The sequence below is a fragment of the Shewanella glacialimarina genome, assembly GCF_020511155.1.
Taxonomy (GTDB): domain Bacteria; phylum Pseudomonadota; class Gammaproteobacteria; order Enterobacterales; family Shewanellaceae; genus Shewanella; species Shewanella glacialimarina.
On sequence record NZ_CP041216.1, the window covers coordinates 180,938 to 203,295 of the forward strand.

The 22,358-nt window shown below is 41.5% G+C and carries 19 protein-coding genes; 10 read left to right on the top strand and 9 right to left on the bottom strand.

The window, feature by feature from the left end:
- Positions 1-6: 6 nt before the first annotated feature.
- On the bottom strand, positions 7-1,200 hold the full coding sequence (locus FJ709_RS00770) for an HD-GYP domain-containing protein (protein WP_226412525.1): 1,194 nt from the start codon (positions 1,198-1,200) through the stop codon (positions 7-9).
- A 268-nt stretch (positions 1,201-1,468) separates the two neighbouring features.
- Here FJ709_RS00770 and FJ709_RS00775 point away from each other — a divergent pair, with 268 nt between their 5' ends.
- Positions 1,469-2,827: an isochorismate synthase gene (locus tag FJ709_RS00775; RefSeq protein ID WP_404829990.1), complete on the top strand. Its 1,359-nt coding sequence runs from the start codon at positions 1,469-1,471 to the stop codon at positions 2,825-2,827.
- 104 nt (positions 2,828-2,931) lie between these two features.
- Here FJ709_RS00775 and FJ709_RS00780 read toward each other — a convergent pair whose 3' ends face one another.
- A complete protein-coding gene (locus FJ709_RS00780; RefSeq protein ID WP_226412527.1) occupies positions 2,932-4,539 on the bottom strand; it encodes an AbgT family transporter in 1,608 nt (535 codons plus the stop codon).
- Positions 4,540-5,072: 533 nt separating this feature from the next.
- Between FJ709_RS00780 and FJ709_RS00785 the strand changes: the two genes are divergently transcribed.
- From FJ709_RS00785 to FJ709_RS00800, 4 genes are all read left to right on the top strand, one after another.
- Positions 5,073-5,591 carry a LemA family protein gene (locus FJ709_RS00785; RefSeq protein ID WP_226412529.1) on the top strand — a complete coding sequence of 173 codons (519 nt, stop codon included), beginning with the start codon at positions 5,073-5,075 and terminating at the stop codon, positions 5,589-5,591.
- A gap of 284 nt (positions 5,592-5,875) precedes the next feature.
- The gene (locus tag FJ709_RS00790) at positions 5,876-6,529 is read left to right on the top strand and encodes a lytic transglycosylase domain-containing protein (RefSeq protein WP_226415793.1); all 654 of its coding nucleotides are present in this window, start codon (positions 5,876-5,878) and stop codon (positions 6,527-6,529) included.
- A gap of 112 nt (positions 6,530-6,641) precedes the next feature.
- Positions 6,642-8,045, top strand: coding sequence for a M28 family peptidase (locus FJ709_RS00795; protein WP_404829991.1), 1,404 nt, complete (start codon positions 6,642-6,644; stop codon positions 8,043-8,045).
- Between the two features lie 57 nt (positions 8,046-8,102).
- On the top strand, positions 8,103-8,351 hold the full coding sequence (locus FJ709_RS00800; RefSeq protein ID WP_226412531.1) for a hypothetical protein: 249 nt from the start codon (positions 8,103-8,105) through the stop codon (positions 8,349-8,351).
- Positions 8,352-8,420: 69 nt separating this feature from the next.
- Here FJ709_RS00800 and FJ709_RS00805 read toward each other — a convergent pair whose 3' ends face one another.
- On the bottom strand, positions 8,421-9,263 hold the full coding sequence (locus FJ709_RS00805; protein ID WP_226412533.1) for a 23S rRNA (adenine(2030)-N(6))-methyltransferase RlmJ: 843 nt from the start codon (positions 9,261-9,263) through the stop codon (positions 8,421-8,423).
- A 155-nt stretch (positions 9,264-9,418) separates the two neighbouring features.
- Here FJ709_RS00805 and FJ709_RS00810 point away from each other — a divergent pair, with 155 nt between their 5' ends.
- A complete protein-coding gene (locus FJ709_RS00810) occupies positions 9,419-10,177 on the top strand; it encodes a class I SAM-dependent methyltransferase (RefSeq protein WP_226412535.1) in 759 nt (252 codons plus the stop codon).
- A 1,085-nt stretch (positions 10,178-11,262) separates the two neighbouring features.
- On the top strand, positions 11,263-11,796 hold the full coding sequence (locus FJ709_RS00815; protein ID WP_226412537.1) for a cysteine hydrolase family protein: 534 nt from the start codon (positions 11,263-11,265) through the stop codon (positions 11,794-11,796).
- A 731-nt stretch (positions 11,797-12,527) separates the two neighbouring features.
- On the opposite strand, the gene FJ709_RS00820 is transcribed toward FJ709_RS00815, so the two are convergent.
- The 5 genes from FJ709_RS00820 to FJ709_RS00840 form a co-directional block, all read right to left on the bottom strand.
- On the bottom strand, positions 12,528-12,743 hold the full coding sequence (locus FJ709_RS00820; RefSeq protein WP_226412539.1) for a TIGR02450 family Trp-rich protein: 216 nt from the start codon (positions 12,741-12,743) through the stop codon (positions 12,528-12,530).
- Positions 12,740-13,237 (bottom strand): DUF3429 domain-containing protein, encoded by a 498-nt coding sequence (locus FJ709_RS00825; protein ID WP_226412541.1) that lies wholly within the window; start codon positions 13,235-13,237, stop codon positions 12,740-12,742. The genes FJ709_RS00820 and FJ709_RS00825 overlap by 4 nt, the downstream gene beginning before the upstream one ends.
- A 189-nt stretch (positions 13,238-13,426) precedes the next feature.
- Positions 13,427-14,446, bottom strand: a complete 1,020-nt coding sequence (locus FJ709_RS00830; RefSeq protein WP_226412543.1) for a DUF4382 domain-containing protein — start codon at positions 14,444-14,446, stop codon at positions 13,427-13,429.
- 513 nt (positions 14,447-14,959) lie between these two features.
- A complete protein-coding gene (locus FJ709_RS00835; RefSeq protein WP_226412545.1) occupies positions 14,960-15,952 on the bottom strand; it encodes a DUF4382 domain-containing protein in 993 nt (330 codons plus the stop codon).
- Between the two features lie 918 nt (positions 15,953-16,870).
- Positions 16,871-17,431, bottom strand: coding sequence for a TetR/AcrR family transcriptional regulator (locus tag FJ709_RS00840; RefSeq protein WP_226412547.1), 561 nt, complete (start codon positions 17,429-17,431; stop codon positions 16,871-16,873).
- A gap of 107 nt (positions 17,432-17,538) precedes the next feature.
- Between FJ709_RS00840 and FJ709_RS00845 the strand changes: the two genes are divergently transcribed.
- Together FJ709_RS00845 and FJ709_RS00850 are read left to right on the top strand one after the other, a co-directional pair.
- Positions 17,539-18,732: a nitroreductase family protein gene (locus tag FJ709_RS00845; RefSeq protein WP_226412549.1), complete on the top strand. Its 1,194-nt coding sequence runs from the start codon at positions 17,539-17,541 to the stop codon at positions 18,730-18,732.
- A 165-nt stretch (positions 18,733-18,897) separates the two neighbouring features.
- A complete protein-coding gene (locus tag FJ709_RS00850; RefSeq protein WP_226412551.1) occupies positions 18,898-19,410 on the top strand; it encodes a DUF2937 family protein in 513 nt (170 codons plus the stop codon).
- Positions 19,411-19,530: 120 nt separating this feature from the next.
- On the opposite strand, the gene FJ709_RS00855 is transcribed toward FJ709_RS00850, so the two are convergent.
- Positions 19,531-20,136, bottom strand: a complete 606-nt coding sequence (locus FJ709_RS00855; RefSeq protein ID WP_226412553.1) for a HutD/Ves family protein — start codon at positions 20,134-20,136, stop codon at positions 19,531-19,533.
- A 131-nt stretch (positions 20,137-20,267) separates the two neighbouring features.
- Here FJ709_RS00855 and FJ709_RS00860 point away from each other — a divergent pair, with 131 nt between their 5' ends.
- Positions 20,268-22,301, top strand: coding sequence for an EAL domain-containing protein (locus FJ709_RS00860; protein WP_226412555.1), 2,034 nt, complete (start codon positions 20,268-20,270; stop codon positions 22,299-22,301).
- Positions 22,302-22,358 lie beyond the last annotated feature (57 nt).

The following is a 22,358-nucleotide window of genomic DNA, read 5'->3' on the forward strand; positions in this document are numbered from 1 at the left end:
CAAGAATTAATAAAATGGTGCAGGGTCCACATCTAGTGCGCTTGGGGAGATACCGCGTTCAATGTTAATGTCAGCTTTTAGCAAATCCACCATAGTGACATCGGTATAGCGTTTGTGTTTTAACGAGTAGAAACATTTCACTATAGGGTGTAATGCATCACGGTTTTTAGCTTCCCAGACAATACCGACACGTTCATCTGACAGTTGTACCAGTGATCCCACAGGATAAACTCCAATACAGCGGATAAACTCGTAAACCAATGATTGATCTAAGTGGAACGGCGTTAAGCTGATTAAGATTTTAAATGCAGCAGCCGGGCTCATGGCTTCTTTGTAACAACGTGCTGCAGTTAGCGCGTCAAAAATATCGACAATACAACTCATTCGCCCATGTATTGGAAGTTCATCCCCTTTCAAACCTTTCGGGTAGCCTCGGCCATCTAGCTTTTCGTGATGCATTAAGCATACATCTTTACTGATCTGCGACAAACCCTTGGTGTCTTCCATAATTTCAACCGCATAAACTTGATGCAGTTTCATATGTTCAAACTCTTCCGGTGTTAGTTTTCCGGGTTTATGCAAAATTTTATTATCGACTTTTACCTTGCCAATATCATGCAAAATACCACCAACAGCCATTTGGCGAAGGGTGTCGATATCTAGTTTGAGGTGTTTACCGAAAGTCACTAATAGAAATGCGACATTGATTGAGTGTTCCAGCAAATAAGCATCTTTGGTGCGCAGCGCTGAAATACATTTAAAGGCGTCAGCATCATCCATCACAGATTCAATCATTTTATCGGCAACGGCTTCAAAAGGACCAACCTCAACGGCTTTACCTTCAAAGGTTTCAGATAATACTTTTTTGATTAACCCTTTCGCTTCATTGAGAAGTTTTTTTGCGTGAACTTGTTGAGCATCACGGCTAATAGTGGCTTTTCTTGCCAGTGGTTTACCAGGCACTTGCTGTGGAGGCACTTTTTTTAGACCGCAACTGTCTGATGAGCGGTCAATATCTACCCATACAAATTTAATATTGCTTTTAGCTAATTTTGTAATAGCGTCACGGCTTTTTATTTGGCCGGCATTGGCAATTTCTACAGTGCTGTTGTTATGATCGATAGCAGTCACAAACATACCGAGGTTTAGTTTGGCGACTGGAATTTTTACAGTGTTTGACGATTCTGTTGAATCACTCATTTGACAAGCGCCCTCAAGGTCAAAAATGCACTTAACAATTTATATTATAGTTAAAGTGATATTGGCCTGCTTAATATTGAGCCTTCCTTGGGGTCAATGTTCAAAACCTTAAAGATTTACGTTATAGCATGCGCAATAGTTTACACCATCATTCTGCAATATTAGCATATTAATTAATTATAGATCACAGCGTGTAGAGTTGACGATTGACACTGAATCTTTGGTTGATTAACTTTATCTAAATTATCAGCATAAATAGGAGTCGATATTGTCTGGTCACTTTTTTAGTTCACAATTTAATGACTTAAAGCAAAAACTTGCCCAAGTTATGCAGGCGCCTAATATGATGCCGATTGTACAACTATCTGTAGAGGCACCAGCGGTTCCGCTATTATCTTGGTTGAGTGCACAAACTCAGTATCCACGTATTTATTGGCATGGCCGCGACAAGGCTGAAGAAGTTGCCGCTATTGGGATGTGTAAACAATTCTATTATCAAGACCAAGTGGATGATCATCAACTATCCGCAGACTACCAGGCGCAGCGGAGTAAGGACGCAAGCCAAGACTTACGTTACTACGGTGGGGTAGCATTTGACCGTACGGTTGACTGCTGGGCTGACTTTGGACGGGTTCGGTTTGTTCTGCCTCGTATAGAATTAAGACGAAGTGGTCATAAAATAAAAATCTTACTTAATTTAAACTTCGATGGCCAAGATCGAGAGTTAGAGTGCCAAAAAGCGCTTGATTTAATCTCTAAAATAGAGAGGCCTAAACCGCTTTCTCCGCCGAATAAAACACAACTAATGAGTCGCAGTGACTTACCGAATCAAGAGCGGTGGCGCGAGTTAGTTGAGCAAGTGACTCAAGATAATTTTAATCAAACTACCCCTAAAGTTGTGCTGTCGCGACAAACACAAATTGATATTGCCGAGTCACTTGACCCCTGGACTATACTGGCTTGCTGGCAGGGGCGTAATCCTAATAGCTTCCAGTTTGGGTTTCAATTTAGTCCTGAACGGACATTTATATCATGTTCACCAGAACGGTTATATTTACGTCGCCAAAATGAGTTATTTACAGAAGCCCTAGCAGGCACAACGACCCGAGGTTTAAATCAGGAAGAAGATGACTTTTTAGCGCAGCAGTTATTAGACGATGCTAAAAACAGTCATGAAAACCAGCTGGTTAGGCAGCATATCGTGGGTGAATTAAAACCACTTAGTCAGTATGTTGGCGCTGACGAGCAAGCTAAAATATTTAAATTAACCCATATTCAGCATTTACACCGCGCAATTCGAGCAGAGTTAAAAGCTGGGGTGAATGATTTTGACCTATTACGCGCGCTGCACCCAACTCCAGCAGTAGGAGGGTTGCCTCGCCACAGTGCACTGAACTTTATTCGTCAGCGTGAAGGTTATACCCGCGGTTGGTATGCCGGGGCTTGTGGCTATTTTAATCATTATGAATCTGAGTTTTCAGTCGCTATTCGCAGTGCATTGATTGAGCCTCGTCGAATTACCTTATTTGCTGGCGCGGGCATAGTCGCAGGGTCCGACCCTGATGCAGAATGGCAAGAATTAGAGAATAAACTGGAGACGGTTTTATCGATATTAATCGATTTTTAATGGCTGTTTGAACGCGAGCGGATCACCCATTGATTTGCTGGCATCCAATAAAAAACGCATCTTACACAGATGCGCTTTTTATTATTGTGCCATGCTGTTATTTATTACGGCGTGTAATAAGTGGCAGCATTGGGGCCGACTGGAATGCCTAATACAAATACCCACAGGAAGAAGAACATAGTCCAGCCAATAAAGAACACGATACTGTAGGGCAGCATAGTGGCAATTAAGGTGCCGATCCCCAAATCTTTCTTATAACGGCAAGCTACCGCCAAAATAAGTCCAAAGTAGCTCATCATCGGAGTGATAAGGTTGGTGACTGAATCACCAATTCGATATGCCGCTTGGATGGTTTCTGGAGCATAACCAACGAGCATTAGCATGGGCACAAAAATTGGCGCAGTAACAGCCCATTGTGCCGAAGCACTGCCTAGCATAAGGTTGATCACGCCACACAGCATAATAAATAACACAAATACTAATGGTCCTGTTAAGCCAATAGTATTTAATGCCTGCGCACCACCTACAGCCAATACCGCACCTAAGTTTGTCCAATTAAAAAACGCCACAAACTGAGCAGCAAAAAAGACTAATACTATGTACATGCCCATAGTACTCATACTGTGTGACATGGCATTGATGACATCGACATCCTTCTTCATGGTGCCAACGACTTTACCGTACACTAAACCTGGAATAGCAAAGCCGATAAAGATAAATGCCACAATTCCTTTCAAGAAAGGTGAGCCAGCCACGAGTCCCGTTTCAGGGTGACGTAATGGCCCATTTTCAGGAATAATAGTCAATGCTAGTAAAGCAGAAAATGCGATAGCAGCAAAGGCTGCCATTTTTAAGCCACGCTTTTCAATATCACTAACGTTCTCCATGGTTTGGTCATCTAAGTCGCCAGCTTCACTTGGGTCATATTTACCTAATTTAGGTTCAACAATTTTTTCAGTTACCAGGCCACCTAGCAAGGTAATTAAAAACGTAGAGGCAAACATAAAGTACCAGTTAACCTCAGGGCCAACTGTGTATTCAGGGTCGATCATTTGTGCTGCGGCTTCAGTAATACCTGACAATAGAGGGTCAACAGTACCCAATAAAAGATTGGCGCTATAGCCGCCAGATACACCAGCAAAGGCCGCTGCTAGCCCCGCCAGAGGATGGCGGCCCAATGAATGGAATATCATTGCAGCCATAGGAATGAGGACAACATAGCCTAGCTCTGCCGCTGTGTTAGATATAATGCCTGCAAATACAATAGTGTAAGTGACTAAGCGCTTTGATGATCCCATCACTAACAAACGCATTGCCGCTGATAACAAACCAGAACGTTCGGCAATACCCACGCCCAGTAATGCCACCAGTACCGTACCCAATGGTGTAAAACCGGTAAAGTTAGTCACTAAGCCTGACACAATACGTTGTAAGCCTTCTGCGCTGAGTAAGCTCACTACGTGAATTAAACCATCAGGACTTCTGCCTGAGGTACCTTCTGGTCTAGGGTCAACAACCGACAATTCAAAGTAACCCGCAATACCGCTTATCACTACCACAGCGACACAGAACATGGCGAATAAAGTGATTGGGTGGGGTAATAAGTTACCGAGTCTTTCGACTATGTTTAAAAATCGTACAAAGGCACCGGACGAGGCTATGTCAGAGGCTGTTTGAGGCGATTTAGTCTTTGGTTGGTTTGATTGACTCATGTGGTTCCTTGATTTATTTAGGCTTTTTCCTCATCGCCATTAATACATTTATGTATTGATGTGAGCATGGTCGTCAGGATAGTTGATATAGTTTTGCCAACTTATTAGCTTACAGGGACAGAGTTAATTGAAAATTAATTTATATTTATGAGTTAATTAGGTTTGAGCAAAAATGAGTGCTTTAACGGGTGAAAGTAAGCATTTTATAGTGGGTTTATTGTATGATAAGAGAGTGTTTATTGTGGTGCGGGTTAAAAATAACTCACCGTAATTTCTATTTAAGCGGCTGATTTTAATGTTTTTTAGTTTGGATTTTAAACTTGTCATTTAGTGTGGCTGTGTCATGACTTAATTCGTCACGATATTGAGTTAGATGCAATAAAATTGTTTGTTTTGTCAACCAAATGTTACTGTTAGCCATTGTGATGTAATAAATATAGTTGTGACTTCGCTGAGATTTAAGTGAAATATAAAGTAAATTATGCTTATTATGCTAGATAAGAATTAGAAAAATCATCATTAAGGAAAATATCATGCAAGCATTGCTGCTGAGTGTAAGCTTGGCTGTTATTCTCTGCTACCTATGGTACGCCAGTCTAGTCAAAAAACGTCAGTCAGCGATTGATTCTCTGATTGTTTTGAATCAAAAAATTGATGCTCGCTTAGTTTTATTAAGCCAGTTATCTGATGTTAGTTTACAACATCAACCTTTGGATGAAGCGCAAGCTGATCAGTGGCAGCAGTTGCGCGCCCTGGCTGATAATAGCTTGTGGTCGCAGGGCATTGATCATCATTTACCGACTACTTTAGCTGTCTGGTCTGAAATGGATATGCTGCAGAAAGGCTTATTTTCAGCTTTGCATGGCGATGATCTTGATGAGCAGCGGGTGAATGAATATCTACAATTAGAATTAGATTATCAAAATGTGGCTGAGTTTTATAATCAAACCGTGACTGAATTGAATCAAGGCGTTGGTATGTTTCCGGGGTCTATTGTTGCCAAGTTAGCCAAGGTATCGGTTATGCCCCAGCTCATACCAGATGTAGGTTAATCGAGTTGAGTGGCATATTGCAGTTAAGCAGTATAGTAAACCGGTTACAGCTAAAACGGTTACTGCACAGCATTGTGCTGACAAGCTTGGTTTTGTGTCCCGGGTTACTGGCCAATCAAACTGTGGAAAACAATACAAAAAAACCAGTAATAAAAGCGGTATATCAACCCAACCTTCAATCTACACCCGCAGATAAAGCGCATCTTAGTTTGTTTCCCGACCTAAATGAGCTCGCTGTTATTCCGCAAGGGGCAGAGGGTGCGGATAAATCTATTACATCAACCCTGGTGCTAGATAATAGTTATCCACTCGCTAAGCCTGATTTAAGCAAGCCTGCTAAAAAACAGCTTAAAGCCAGTTATTCAGAACACGGTATTTTATCCGACTTAGGTGTTGAAAAACGTAAAGTCTATCAATATGAAAAAGATGGTATTACCGCATTCAGTGACACTGAGCCAGACCATACTAACTACCGTGTGTTACTGTTTGAATGCTATGCATGCCGTCCTGATTCAACCATTGATTGGTATAAAACCCCATTATTCACCCAGGATTATGCCAGTTTTGTCGCCGTTGCTGCATCACGATATAAACTTGAGCCTGCACTCATCAGAGCTGTTATTCATGCCGAGTCAGCTTTTAGAAGTAATGTGGTGTCTAAAGCTGGTGCTATGGGGTTAATGCAATTAATGCCAGGCACGGCCAAAGACATGCAAGTGTTAGATGCCTTTCAAGCAGAGCAAAATATAAACGGTGGCAGTCGTTATCTGGCACTGTTATTAGCACGATTTAATGGTGACATAGACCTGGCTTGTGCGGCCTATAATTCAGGTCCATCAACGGTTACCCAATACAATGGTGTACCGCCATATCCTGAAACACAAGCCTACGTGCAACGGGTAAAAATTCTTTATAGTCGCTATCGGAAAGCCAGCTGAGTTTAGCGATAAAGCATAAGCTTGGATAATAAAATAGTGACTCACATAATTGATACAAAAAGAAAATACCAATAAATAACCCTGCCTAATGATATGGCTAAAATTTAAAGGAATGTTTATGACCTTTTCACCCGTTATTACCTCTTTATCGGTTGCCATTGCTGCCCTGTGCTTATCTTCCTCAGGTTATGCAAACGCTGCCGTACAAGCTACAGCAATGAATACGGCACCATCCCAAGAAGATGTGCGCTTATATGACATAGCTACCGCGCCACAGGCCAGCCGGCTAGAGCAAGATGTGCGAAAATTGGTTGGTTTTGGTACCCGTCATACCCTGTCTGAAACTCAATCGGATACCCAAGGCATAGGCGCGGCAAGGCGTTGGATTGAAGCCGAGTTTAATCGTATTTCAAAAGACTGTGGTGGCTGCTTAGAAGTCATAACCGTCAGTGACACTGTGCAAGGCAAACGCATTGCTAACTCTACTGAAGTGGTTAATGTCATCGCTATTCAGCGCGGTAAAACTGACCCTAAGCGTGTGGTGATGATGAGCGGCGATATCGATTCTCGAGTCACCGACGTATTAGATGCCACCTCCATCTCACCGGGCGCCAATGATAATGCCTCAGGCGTTGCAGGTGCAATTGAAGCGGCTAGGGTGTTATCGCAATATCAATTTAACGGCACTATCGTCTATGCCGCCTTGTCAGGTGAAGAGCAGGGCCTATATGGCGGAGATATTTTAGCTAATTATGCTAAAAGTCAGGGCTGGCAAGTGCAAGCGGTATTGAATAATGACATGATCGGTAATATTGCCGGTATTAATGGCGTGGTGAATAACTCTACTGTACGGGTGTTTTCTGAAGGAGTGCGTTTTGTTGAAACCACTGATGAAGCCAAAGAGCGCTACTTTAGTGGCGGCGAGAATGACTCTGCGTCACGCAATTTGGCGCGCAAGATTAAAGCCTTAGTTGATCAGTACATGACCAATTTAGATGTCATGTTAGTGTATCGGCTTGACCGTTTTGGCCGTGGTGGACATCATTTACCGTTCAACAAAGCGGGCTTTCCTGCCGTGCGGGTGATGGAAACCAACGAGCATTATGATCGTCAGCATCAAGATATTCGCACTGAAAATGGCATTAACTATGGTGATGTTATTGAGGGCGTTGATTTTGATTTTAATGCAAAATTAACCGCACTAAATGCCATTAGCTTAGCGTCAATGGCGTGGGCACCCGCGCCACCATCAGGTGTCAGCATAAAGGGGCAAGTTTCTCCTAGCACCACACTCAACTGGACAAAAACAGCGGATAAAGATGTGGTTGGATACCGGGTCTATTGGCGGCTAACCACAGTGCCAGAATGGAGCCATAGTCGTTATGTTGGCAATGTGAATGAATTTATGCTGAAAAATATGGTCATAGATAATTATTTATTCGGTGTGGCAAGTGTCGCAGCGAATGGTAATGTCAGCCCTGTGGTGTTTCCCGGGGCGGCAGGTAGGTTTTTTTAACATTTTGCTCAAAATTAATCATTATGTGTAATCAATGAAGTATCAAAAGGAAGAGGTATGAAAGGATTTATTATATTAATAACACTTGGGTTGCTTTTAAGTACAACGGCTTGCAGTACAAATACAGCAAGGAATGCCGGTTGTGACTTTGTGAAGGGGGCCGGAGAAAATAATAGCGAGCGCAAAGAGCGAGAATCGGCCCCTGGGAATGAAATGGAGTCAAGAAATAATGATGTAGAAGTAGGGCTGCTCTCTGCTATTTTTGGCTTTATAGTCAGGCCGTTTTTTGATGATGAAGAATGCTAACTGATTCAGTAAAAAACCTTGAAGCGATTGCTTCAAGGTTTTTTGAATGTATATTTAAATAAAGTAGAATTACTCAGGCACTTCTAACTTCACTACCGTTTTACCACCGCTATGGCCCAAACGACGCTCTAAGTAATTAAGCATTTCTTTTGCGGTTACATCTAATTGCCAAGGTGGATTAATAATCCATAATCCTGCCGCAGTCATACCAAATTCATTACTGTCAGGTTTAATTGCTTGCTCAACTCGTAGCTGATTTTTAATGCCGCTATTTTTAAGTAAATTGAGCATAGATTCCGTTTGCTCACGCTGAACTACCGGATACCACAACATATACACCCCAGTCGAAAATCGCTTATGGGCTTTAATGATAGTTTCCGCAACATCAACATAATCAGATTTAATCTCGTAGCTTGGGTCGATTAATATCACCCCACGGCGCTCTGGCGGTGGCACTGCAGCGATTAAACCTTGTAAACCGTCACCTTTAAGTACTTTTACTTGCCTATCTTTAACAAAATATTCAGCTAATAAATCGTGATCAGTACTGTGTAACTCGTGTAATAGCATCCGGTCTTTTTCACGTAACTCGGCATCGACAAAACTGGGCGAGCCAGGGTAAACCGTTAGCTGATCATATTCAGCGTTAAACACTTTAACGGCTTCGACGTAATCTGCTAATGCTGCTGGCAGGTTGCTGGCCTCCCACAGTTTGGCCACACCGTCTAAGTATTCACCGGTTTTTTGAGCAAATTCATCATTTAATGAATAAGCACCCGCACCAGCATGGGTATCAATATAGGCATAAGGTTTATCTTTTTTCTGCATTAATTTAAGCACTTGCAGTAACATTGAATGCTTTAGTACATCGGCATAATTGCCAGCGTGATAACCGTGACGGTAACTTAACATGAGATATTCCAAAAAAAGTAGCAGCGTGGACTGCAAGATAATCACATTATAAGTTTTATCTTGGCTAATACCAATCAGCTTAAGCACGGTATAGGTATTCACTGCGGTAGCCTTTTGGCATAATAGGCTTATTCACCCTAAATGTAGGCAATACAGTGACCGCGATTTATTTCAATCAACAATACCCAAGCCTTGTCGATATTTGCCAACGATGGTCACTGCACTATGAACCAAGCGCACCCTTTGAGCTGCGTTTCGAGCAAAATCAATTAACCTTACACAAACGTGACGAGCCCAAACTCGACGGCATTCTGGTCGATTTTGTTACGGGTGCCGTCGCCCATAGACGCAAGTTTGGCGGTGGCCGAGGTCAGTCAATTGCTAAAGCCGTCGGCCTTAAGCAAGGTGTCACCCCCACAGTGGTAGACGGTACAGCAGGCTTAGGCCGTGATGCTTTTGTGTTAGCCAGTTTAGGCTGTAAGGTGATTATGGTTGAGCGTCATCCAGTGGTCGCAGCATTATTAGAAGATGGTTTACGCCGCGCCTATGAAGATGCTGAAATAGGCGATTGGATGACGGAGCGAATGAGCTTGTTTCATGGGTCCAGCATTACCGCATTAGCAGATGCAGCCAAAGCCAGCGGCACAGAAATTGATGTAGTCTACCTTGACCCTATGTACCCGCACCGTGAAAAGTCTGCCCAAGTGAAAAAAGAAATGCGCGTATTTCAAACCCTAGTGGGCGCCGACTTAGATGCCGACAGCTTACTCAAACCAGCAATATCACTAGCCACTAAACGCGTGGTAGTCAAACGCCCTGATTACGCCGAAGACTTAGACGGGGTAAAGCCCTCAATGGCCATTGAGACTAAGAAAAATAGATTTGATGTATATGTGAGATCGGCAATGAAATAGCGGCTATTTAAGTGGCCGCTGGAGTGTTGGTTTATTGTCGCTGAACCCATACATTGACATAATCTCCCCATAGTCTGACAAAAAATGCTATTTGTAGTTAAATTACAAATGGAAATTTAATAAAATCAGATTGTTGCCAGAATATTGAAGTGTAGTCTGACAAATTCAACAACACCACGAGCCTTAATACTATTAAAGCGTGTATGGAACCTCCTTTAACTCCATTGCTTATCAATGAAATGCCCCAAAGTTTGTTTGCCATTTTGGACAAATCAAAGTCGTGGTGCTTCGCTCATACTAGATTTAGATCGAAAGTTTTCTTTAAGTATTTCTAAACTCCGTTTGGACTAACATCGCAGGATTCCATCCTGCACCGGCCAAGAGGGTATCAACAGCAATACCCTCTTTACTTTTAATTAAAGAATTGGGCCCTGCCGCCCTGACGAAAAATGCTGAAAAGCGCATAATTTTCGATGGGGATCGATCCAGCTTTAAACTTCATCTGTATCCGGCTTCGGCCATTGTCACCTAATATAAAAAATATCCTAACGCTTCCGATGAGCCGTCCCTGGCCCAACGAAAGCTAGCGTGGCATCCATACCAAGCTCACGGGTTCACGGAATAAAGAGTCTCGATGACCTCAATTCAAAACGGACATCCCAGTTTTTCTTATGGAATTGTTACAAATGAAGTTAAATCGAAGAGGCGAAAATATCATCTGTATAAGAACCGGCTGCAGAAAATGGATTAGATTGAAGTCACGGACTGATTTAACCTACCCTATACAACTTGTATTAAAACATTGAATTAAAAATATAAAGTAGATTAAAGTATGAAAAATTAAGGACAAAGAAGGGTAACCTCGAACATAATCATCGAGCGCACCATTTAGGGAAGGTAAAGCCATTCAATAACATGCGTTTATTAACTCCCCTAAAATGTTTACCCTGACCCCACTAATTCTACAAGCGCATCAAAGCTGACTCCGCAAGCTGTCGCATTTTTTGCAAAAGATAAAAAGCGCAAAAAAGTGCGCCAACATGCTCCGCAGTTTATGCGGGCGTTAGCCCTATCGGAGGAAAATAATGAAATCTGCGGTATTAGTTATTGATGTTCAGTCGATTCTGTTCGACCCGGAACCTCAACCATTTGAATCACAAATCGTACTCACCAAAATTAATGAGGTTACGAAATTGGCGCGTGCTAAGTCTGTCCCAGTTATCTTTATCCAGCACGAGCAACCTAAATCTGTTATTGAATACGAAAGCGCTGGTTGGGCATTGCAGTCGAGCTTAGTAACACAAACTGGTGACCATTTCGTTCGTAAAACAACACCAGACTCGTTCTTAAATACTAATCTTCAAAGTGTTTTGAATGAACTCGAAGTAGATATCTTAATTGTGTGTGGTTACGCCTCTGAGTTTTGCGTTGATACCACCATTCGCAGAGCAGCAGGTTTAGGCTATTCCGTAATTTTGGTTTCGGATGCTCATACAACTCATGACAAGGAACACGCGAGTGGGGCTCAAATTCGAGAGCACCACAATGCCACGTTACCTAATATTTCGAGTTTCGGTGTCAAAATCGAAGCGGTAGAGGCATGCAACCTTTGGGCATAGGGCTAACAAAGCGTTTAAGACAGATTCGCAACGCTTGGCATTTTTGGTTTTAATCGGTTTTTGTGTTTATGGCACAATGATTTAGGTTAGGTGGTAGCGTTGCTCACTACTTAACGCGGCGTTACCCATAGAAAATTTAACCTGAAACTCATGAATTAGAATTAATGGTCTAACTCGGAAATGTTCAGTTCAGAGTTACCTCTTGTGTTACCACAGCCATCAATGAAGCTAAATCGAAGAGATAATAATGCGGGTGCGGATGAGCCAGCGAGTATCCAAAACACGGATGTTTTGGTTAAGCCCACATGGAGGTGCTTGCGGCGTCTCGCTGGATCATCTGCACTTGTAGGTAATCTTTGACGCCAATGAAAATTTAACTGAGTTTTAAAATTTAGTCTGGTTAGGGCAAACTTTTATAAAAACAAATCTTCCAACCCGCTTTTGTCCAAAAGTTTGTTAGATAGAGCATAAGCTATTTGGATCTTCGTAATAAAATGACATTCTCCTTTTAAGCACTATTTATGACATTTCGATTTGTCAGACTATGGGTACATTTTATGTCAGAGTATGGTTATATCTTTTCGGTAAGTTATTGAAAGCTGGAAGCTGCCTATGTCAGACTTTGCTTCCAGAGACATATAAGAATATTCCTGTGGATCTAATAGGTAACTCTTTGAAAAAAATGCAATAACGTAGAAGACGCAGTCAATTCCATGATACTAATGCCAGATTTAACACCAGCCTTGGCGCCACTGGGAAGGCTGCTTTAAATCACGCCAATTAATCTCATATTCATTATTGTTGTAAACCGCTTGAATGACGCAGCGAATGACTTTTTTATCGTCATCAAATTCAACGGCGGTCACGGCAAAATGTTTTTCTCGATTCACTGGCGACGTTGCCGTCCATTTGCTTAAAAGCAGTGCTTTTGGATTGATTTGATTCATGCAACCACTCCTAAATGGCTCAATTGCGCCCACATTAATAAATGACACACCAATACCACCGAGGTTATTTTGGCCCGCATTTGTTGGTACTCTTTGCTTAATAACGCCCAACTTGGTAACCGCTTTTGCAGCAATAATAGCCAAACAAAACTGCCGGCTAACCACAGTAAGCTAAATTCAACACTAACCCACACCCCAAGTGGTAAAGGTAAAGTCACCAGCACGACAAGCCACGCCTGAGTGAGCGACTGGCTTCGAGCTGTCGACTCTTCTAACTGGTCAACGTTATTTTGCTGATGTTTTGCGCCTTGTTTTGTTTGAATATTGAGTGGAGCTTGCCACAAACTGCCTGCCACAAAGCTTAAAATGCTGACACTATAAATAACAAAAGCCTGCAGTATCCACTGTGTATCGCTAAAAAAATAGCCGCCGGTTAAAATCAAAAAAGGTAATAAGCCTAAATAGCTCAGAGTCACATGATGGGTTGAGTGCATAGTTGATTCTGCTCATAAAAATTTGATCATACATTACGTACATAATACATAAGTCGATCAGCTTAAATTCAGCCACAATTTAGCTAGTGGCTAGGCAATGACAGCAAAACTACCCTAACTCAAAGGCATCCATTATGGATGCCTAGTATGTGATTCAACTTTATCTGGCATCAAACCAGTCAATTAATATTATGGATTAGTCGCCACAACAAAATCGCCATCGGCAATAGTGCCATTAGTTACTGTCACTGCTTGTATATCGGCTTGGATAAAGAAAGGTAGCTCAACATCGTCTGGGTTGTTATTGGCATCAGGATCATCATTTTGAGCGACACAGGTGTAACCCACACTGTAGCTACCAGCAACGACGAAACCAAATTCATAGCCTTGGCCAATGACTTGGTTACTTTGATCCATAATATCGTTCACCCTTGCAGCGGCAATAGGCGCAATTTTTGGCGCCACAACGGCATCACTTCTAAAATCGCTCATATTATCAAGCGCAGTTGCATCGGAATATAAATAGACGGCATGGCTAAAGATACTGCCACCGGCAGCAGTTTCGCACTGTGTCACAAGTTCTGATGGGATATTGCCTTTAATCGCGCCGACTTCTGCATTGTTATATAGCTGCACTGATGTTGGCTTTAGGGTCCAGTAGTCTTTATTTCCTTTAGGGTCTTGTAAGCCGCTATTTAAGTCAAATTCAGCAACAAAGCTATTGGTACCGGCTGCAATAGTAAACTTCTTATTAAAAAATAAACGGCCAGTATCAGTATCGTCTGCACCAACACCGCCACAAGAGCCATTACTGTTGGTTGTTAACCCATGGAGATTATCATCCATGGTTTTAACATAAGAGCTATCGGCATTTGGCGTTTCACTTCTTTGCATGTAAATACACATTTGGTATTCGCCAACAGGAATACTTTGGCCGCTCACTAAGGTTTCAACTGCAGTACCTTGAAATTCGAGTAGATTGACTTGTTTTAATGCCCCATCGTCAGACACGTTAAATGAAATACTGCCAGTACTGCCTTTCAGTACCACTTGCTTAAAAGCGATAGTCACATCTTTAGCGTCACTTGGGTTATCTGACACGCCTAAGCTAAACACTCCCATTTGCTCCGCTGGGGTGTCGTCACCGCCGCCACAGGCGACAAGTAAGCTTGATAGGGAGAGCGCTATCAGGGTTTTCGCTGTTTTCATGATGGACCTTCTTATAATTAGGGGGTGAGGTTGTCGTGTGGAAAAGTATAACTGATCATAAAAGTTAACTTACTGTATCGAGTATTACTCTATTTGCAAGTGTCAATATTTTGAAATATGTCAATAACTTAGCTATATATTGCGGCGTAAAGATAGATAGTTTTTTATTGTTATTAAAGTCATGGGGATAGAATTGTTTTTATCATTAGTCATGCAAATAATCTCCAACATTAATGATCAAATACAATGAGGGTTGAATACTGTGTTTACGCACTGAAAACGGCTTTAGTGGCTTAGTGGCTTATCCGCATAAGTATAAAGACTTAATTTGAGGGCTTGTATGGTCTATTCTATGCAGTTTTACAGTTGAGCTAAACTTAGCAGGGCTCAGCTTAAATTTTTTACATTTGTTTTATGTAATTGATTGTCCTATTAAATGATGATTTCTTCACTTGGTGCACAACATTTTCGGCGGAAGGCTCCCAAAGTAAGTAGGAGCCTGATTAATGTTAACTAGCCACCATGTCCTCCGTGATGGCCACCATTGCCGTTACCGCACTCATGTATTGTTTGTTGGCCGCCTAATGTTCCAGCCTCTATGGTAATTGAGCCCGAATCTTTAAACATAACAAATAGGCCATTACTGATATCATCGGTGGTCGGGTCATCTAAATGGCCTAAACAGCTGTAACCAACCCGATAGTTCCCCTCAGGCAAGTAACCCATGGCAAAATGCCAATGACCGCCGCCATCTTGCAGCATCGGACTTACCGCCGTAGGTAATATAAAACTCACTGACGGGTTTGTTGTCATATCTGCCATTTGGTTAATATTGGTTACCGCTTCAGGGTACAAATAAGCTATATGATTAAATTGGCCACTAGCTGGGGTCAGATCTGAATAAGTTGTTTCACAATCGGCAATCCATTGGGGATCTACCTCACCAAGTAAATGTCCCATCTGTCGATTATCGATTGACCACATGGCTTGATGGTTTAAGTAATATTGTCCCTGAACCATAGATAAACCACGGTACAAATCAATTTCCATTGTGATGCTAAGGTGTTGGCCTGCAACTATCTCAAAATCCGCAACGGGGAGTTGTCCATTAGTCACATGCAACCCGTGCCGCCCTTGTCCATCTTCGACAAAACAGCCATCATTACCATCACCTTGTTGAATGGTGACATAAGCATCATGAAATTGACCAGAGGGCAAGTCGATACTATCTACCATTAGATGACTATCCATGCCCTGGTAATCGAGTAGATTGAATGCCATGTTCTGTAAGTCGTGCCTGTGGATCACGCCCGCAGAATCTGTCATCACTAACTCGCCCATGACCATACCCACATGGGTTACGCCAGCCATAGGTGAGTCGGAGATAGCGAGAGATAATTGCCCTTGTGACAGTTGCGGTGTTGTTGCCGTGCCATCACCATCATTTCCGCAAGCACTGAGCAATAAAACCGAGGATAACACCAAGATTGTTCTATTAATCGTCATAAATCCGCCGTAATAATAGGGGGTACACTTGATGGTACTCCTTTTGGAGTAATCGATCTGTGATCCTGCACCATATTTAATATTGAGAAAATGACGAAGTTTAAAACGTGGTAAATATTTAAATAATTGATTTTTAATGGTTTTTGGTTCTTTCTTATGCTTTCAGCTTCTGGCGCATCAAGATACCTATATGTGAAATGACAATGATGATTACTGAATATCTGAGTCTTCGACTTTAAAAAACTGACTCTTTCTGAAAGCTGTTTTAGTGTCCAGGGTGGATTCAAAACGGATATGTATTTGACCCCCAGTTTATTCAGACCGCTGATGGAGTAGTGCCATCCTACATAATCTTCAGCTTCGGCAGAGATTTAGCGGGGTCAGAGTAAATTTTAAGAAAGATAAGTTAACCGTTCAGCTTTTATCTTTTTTTGTATCGCTTTTACCACCCCGCCGATAAAGCTAAATTGAATAAACAAAAATTATCGGTGCAGATGATACAACGAGTATCCAAAACAAAGATGTTTTGCTTAAAATCCCAGGAATGTGTTTGCCGCGTCTCGTTGGAACATCTATACATCGGCCTGCGGAAGGCAATAAGCACCCATGAAGTATTGGGCTAAGTTAATCGACCAAACTTGGACTAATATCTATATAGTTTGTTGGACATAATTAAAGTCCAGTCGTTGGTTCAAGGCCAATTTTCATAAAAATACACTTTCTAATCCCATTTTGTCCAAAATCCTGTTAGTGCTGGTAACACATGGGCAGTCTTTTTATGACGGTATGTATAGCATCTTATGCGAATTAACTAATGTGAAACAAAGTTGCTCTTGCAAAAGCTACTGACTGGCTACAGGTAGAAATAGTCACTGACAATGTGCTTCGAAATGATATTACTGTGCCCCATAGGATTATTTAAACTCCTCTGCCTTCAAGAAATAATCTTAAATGAGCCTCAACATTAAATGCTGGAATATCATCTCTTAGTCCAGATTGTTTAAACATCAGATAAGTCGCGATAGGGCCAATGAATGATGTCAGTGTCAGCATTGGGTGTTCATCTTTTAGGTGGCCTTGTTGCTGATGAAAACCGACGAGTTGGATCATTTTTTGAATATTACTGAGTAAATTGGTCATCGCCTCTTTGACTTCTGGGTGGCGGGGGCTTTCCTGCAAGGTACGAAAAACCACATCTCCATGGGCCTCAAAAGTTGCAACATAAGCCGTCGCTAGCGAGGATAGATCAGCGAGTAGTACTCCGGTCATTTTAATGTTAGCCAAAGGTGTGTCAGCTAACTGATGATCGACAGCTCTTGCGAATAGTCCCGCTTTACTACCGTAACGGCGAAATAGTGTGGCCTCGTTTATACCTGCTATCTTGGCAATTGCTTTTGTTGTTGTACCCACGTAACCATGGGTCATCCAGTCATGGATTACGGTTTCAAATAGTTTTACTTCATCAATTTTTTTTGGCATGTGCCCTCCAGCAGATCGGTGGCAGTATAAATTATGCGAGTACATACTTGCAAAAAAGAATATCCCTGCCATAATGCAAGCGATCACTTGCATATAGAGGCGTAATCATGACAGCAGTAACCAGACCTAGAAAATCAGACATTATTTATAAAAGTCTTGGTGCCAATGAGCAGGCGATCATCGACAAAGTCGCTATTCCTTGGTTACGCAGGCTGCTTATTCACGCGGTTGCGCAAAAGATGAAACTGCAATTTACCGGTTGGTTACAGTATTTGATGCTAGTGCCTGCAACGCTGGGGCTATTTATATTTGTTGGGTTATTATATTTATTGGGTTTGAATACCCTTGCCAATGTGCTGTTGGTGTTACCGCTGTTGTTGTTAACCATTATTGTGTTTGATGTGATTACATCTCGATTTCACATTCGTTTTCCTGAAGCACTACCAAAGCCAAGAACTGAGGATGTGTTTACCTTAATAAAACAGCGACGTTCATGTCGCTCTTACCAGATTCGCAAGTTAACCTCTGAGCATGCTCAGGGGTTGGCACAGTCGGTTAGCACGCATTTGAATGCACCCAGATTAGGTAATGTGCCTATTCGTTTAGAATGGGTTGAAGCACCTATCACCGTGTGGCCAGTTGTGAATGCTCGTCACTTTTTAGTGGCTATTGCGCCAGCAGAATACGATAGAAGTGCGATTTTAGATATTGGCCGAAGCTTGCAAAAAATCGTTATTGATGCGACTAAAATGGGACTGGGTACTTGTTGGATTGGTCCTGGGGCCGATCATGTCAGTGTCAAATCGCATCTTGGAGATCGTTTTAATGCAGATAAGGATGCCATTATTTGCCTGTGTGCGGTGGGTTACCCAAGCGGGTATATTCCTTTATTTATTCGCATATTCAACGCTCAGTTTCATAAGCGTTTACCTTTGTCAGCGTTATTTTTTGCCGATACAGAAATGTCACAACCGCTTGATATGAAAATACAACCTTGGTCTGACTTTGCTGCTTGTTTTGAAAGCTGCCAATGGGCACCATCCTCTTATAATGGCCAAACCACTCGATGTGTAGCAAAGCAGATGCCTGAGGGTTTTCAGGTTGATTTTTATGCCGTGACTTCATCGCGCTATTACGCCGCCGTAGCCATTGGTATTTGGTGCGGCAATTGGGAGATGGGTATCGATGCCTTAGAAATGAAAGGTCACTTTATTCAGCAAACAGAGCTAAACGGCAAAAGTGATCACGGCCATGAAAAACTGCCACACTATGATATTAGTTGGGTTAGCGATATTAGTTAGGTCAGTCGACAAACTAGCATATTGGCTTATTTGAATGAGCCAATATAACGACATTAGTGATTTATGATGGCCTGCTAGGCAAAATATATATCCACTTATTCCAGGTGCTTAGTGAGATAATCAGTGATATTGTGATGCTTTGTATTTGGCGACATTTTAGGCATTATGATTAAATATTTAATGGACTACCTGCGCATTATTTTATTTGTGTGTGGGGTATTAATTGGTATTCAGGTTCCCGGTTTTGTTGATCAATATGGGCAACGTCTTGAGGCGCATCAATTAGAAGCTAAATTGAGTTTGGCTGAGTTTCAGCGCGATGCAGATCGCTTTTTTGGTGGCGATTTTAATAAACTGATTAGCCACTACCGGCAAAACAATGATCCGGTTGTTAATGCTGGTGGTGAAAGTATTGAGTCTATTTATCAACGTTATGTGTTGTTAACTGAGGCGCTTACTCAGTTCCGCCAACACAGTTACAGCCCCTATCAACAGCTTATTCTAGCACCACAACAGGACATTCAAGTTGAGGTATGGAAAAACTATTCACATGTGATTTTATTAAAACCTGAGGCGATTGCTATAGGCATGTTGCTAGGGCTGTTGTTTGCTGTGCTATGTGAATCTATATTATCGATTTTGTACTTGGGTTGCCGTAAGGTGTTTGTGTCAAATTGAGTCTTGCCTAAGTTAGCTCTTCATCACCTAATAAGATCTAAAACTTAGCCTGTCAGTAAATTAAAGCGCTTCTTATCAGCCATGGATAACATTTTTGCCTTAATGAAGCTGAGATTAGCGCTAATTGGCACAGTTAAGTAGTTGGATAATGATAACGGGAGTCATCTGGTTAAAAGACCATTGACGAATGATATCGCTTGAAACGGCTAACAAATCATATTGGGCGATTGAGTAGTGCTTAGATGTTTCATCTTGGTACTCAGCATCGGCTAAAAATAACACCATTAAGTCCCCTTGAAGCGCGGGGAAATGACCTGTGAGTAATTGACATTGGGTAACCACGGCTTGGTATTTCCCTCTACGAACCATGACGTTAAAATCTAACACCAGTGAACCAATAAGTTCACTGTTAATAGACCATTCGCCTTTAAAAGCATAAGGCCTACTTGTTTGGCTTAAGTCTATTGCAGGACGGCTAGCTGAAGGCTTGTTAGTCGCAGAGTTATCAGTAAAAGTTAGCCTTAACCCGTTACCTTCAAGTAGTGATAAGTGACGATCGATACCCTTAAATATTGAAAAAGGTCCATTGGTTTGTACTCTTGCCATGCTGATCCGTACATCAAAGTTATCTAGATCAGCATCTAGGGGCCAAATATAGCGCTGAAATGTACTGCCTAAGCCATTTTTCCACGGTGTTGCCTGGCATTGACTGAATTTGAATAGCATTTTAGTCGGCTTATGTTGCTTGGGTAGAGCTTCAAAATAGGCGTAAATCTTTGTCTGTACAAGTTGCTATTGAAATATAAGTAATCTGCGTTATTATCAATAAATCGCCATGTTAAATTTAAGTGTTTTTATTGTTAACATCTCTTTTCGAATCTCGCAGATTTCAACGTTTAGCAAGCTTGAATCAAACCGTGCTTATCCTGTCTATGCGCGAAGGCTTTATTGCACTTATTCCTTTTTTTGTAATTTCTTCGTTAGCTTTTATGCTGATCGGATTACAGTCTTTGTTGCCCGGTTTTGCGGGTAAAATAGCTGTTTTTTCTGCTTTGGACACAAGTCACAGCTTAATTATGGCCATCTCACCTTTAGCAATTGTGATTTCGCTAAGTTACCACCTTTCTAAAAATTTAAGAGTTAACACTATAGTGGGCAGTATTTTGGCTTGCTTGTGTTTTATTACTCACAGTAATTATCTGATTAAAAGTGACTCTGGCTATATGCTAAGCTCTGTTTGGCCTAACTTTTACTCCATAGTTATTCCACTGTTGGTGCCCTATTTAGTGCGTTTTTTTCTTGGTTTTAATGGGTTGAAGCTGGTTAGAGCATCAGTGGCAAGCTCATTTTTAATGAAGCACTTAAATCTTATTCTGCCTTTCTTTTTAGTGTACCTCACGCTGTACTTAGTTTTACCGATTATGGATTTGTTGATTGGTGATTTGACTGCTAACTTGGTGACCTTTGTGACTGGATTGTCATTAGAGGTGCAAGGCTTTATCCGGATGTTAATCATACATAGCCTTTGGTTTATCGGGGTGCATGGTGATAACACTTACTTAAGTCTTTTTTCAAATGTGCTGATGTCAGAATCTTTTGTTGCGGGCTTATCTTTAAACAGTTTTTACAACAACTTTGTTATTGTGGGGGGCTCAGGCTGTTTATTGTCTTTGGTGATTGCAACCTTGTGGCGTGGTCGTTCGTTACAAGAGTTAACGCTGATGAAAGTGTCTTTGCCTTTTAACATGTTTAACTTCTGTGAGCTAATAGTGTACGCATTGCCGATTGTGTTTAATCCGGTTTACTTAATTCCCTTTATTTTGGCGCCAGCGGTTAATTTTATTATTTCATATTGGGTACTTGGTTTAGGTTTCATTGAATTTACCTCTCAAGAAATATCTTGGATGACCCCGGTGTTTTTGAACAGCTGGTTAATCAGTGGTGACATTAAGGCTGTGCTATATCAGGCCTGTTTAATTGTGTTGAATGTGTTTATTTATCTGCCATTTGTGTTGTTTTCCAGCAGATTTGCCAATAATGCCAACTTAATAGAAAAGCTCAGTCATAAATTAAAATTTACTGATATCCATCAATTAGATGCAGAAGCTCGATACAGCTCTGAGCAGCGAGATTCAATTATTCATATTACAGAATTGAATCAAGTATTACACCAGATTGACAATGGTAAGTTGATTTTATATTACCAACCTAAAGTGGATATAAATCAGCGTAAGGTAATCGGCTTTGAGGCGCTGCTGAGACTGGAAAATAACCTGGGTGAAATTTCTGGCCCCTGGTTTATGGATATTCTTGAACGCAATAATTTAGTGTCGATGATCGATTTCTGGGTGGTCAATAGAATTAAACATGACCTCAAAAAGCTGGCAGAAAATAGTATTAGGCCTTTTGTGTCGATTAATCTTCACCCTTTGTCGTTATTAGAAGCCTCAATTATACAGGGATTAGATGAACTCAATCGTTTGTATCCACAACAGATACAGTTAGAGGTGTTAGAGTCTGGTTTTAAAGATGACAGTCCTCAGGCTTGGGCGAATTTAGCGCAATTACAGCGCAAAGGTTTTAGTGTTGCCATTGATGACTTTGGCCGAGGGTTTTCTAACTTATCACGTTTAATTAAGTTATCCCCCAATGATATAAAACTTGATCGCTCGATGTTATTGGCGACAGATTCAGCCGACGGGTTACTGTTATATAAGCATATGGCGGCTTTATGTTCCGAATTAGGTTATCAATTAGTTGCTGAGGGCGTTGAAACCGAGGCTGAATTAGCGATTGTACGACAAGCGGGAGTGTATTGTGTACAAGGTTGGTTTTTTGCTAAAGCTATGCCAATAAATGAAGCTATGGCGTATCAATTTCCGCCAGAGTGAGTATAAAACTAAACATAAATATAAGTATAAGAAGTGACTATTTATCGATTGTTGAAT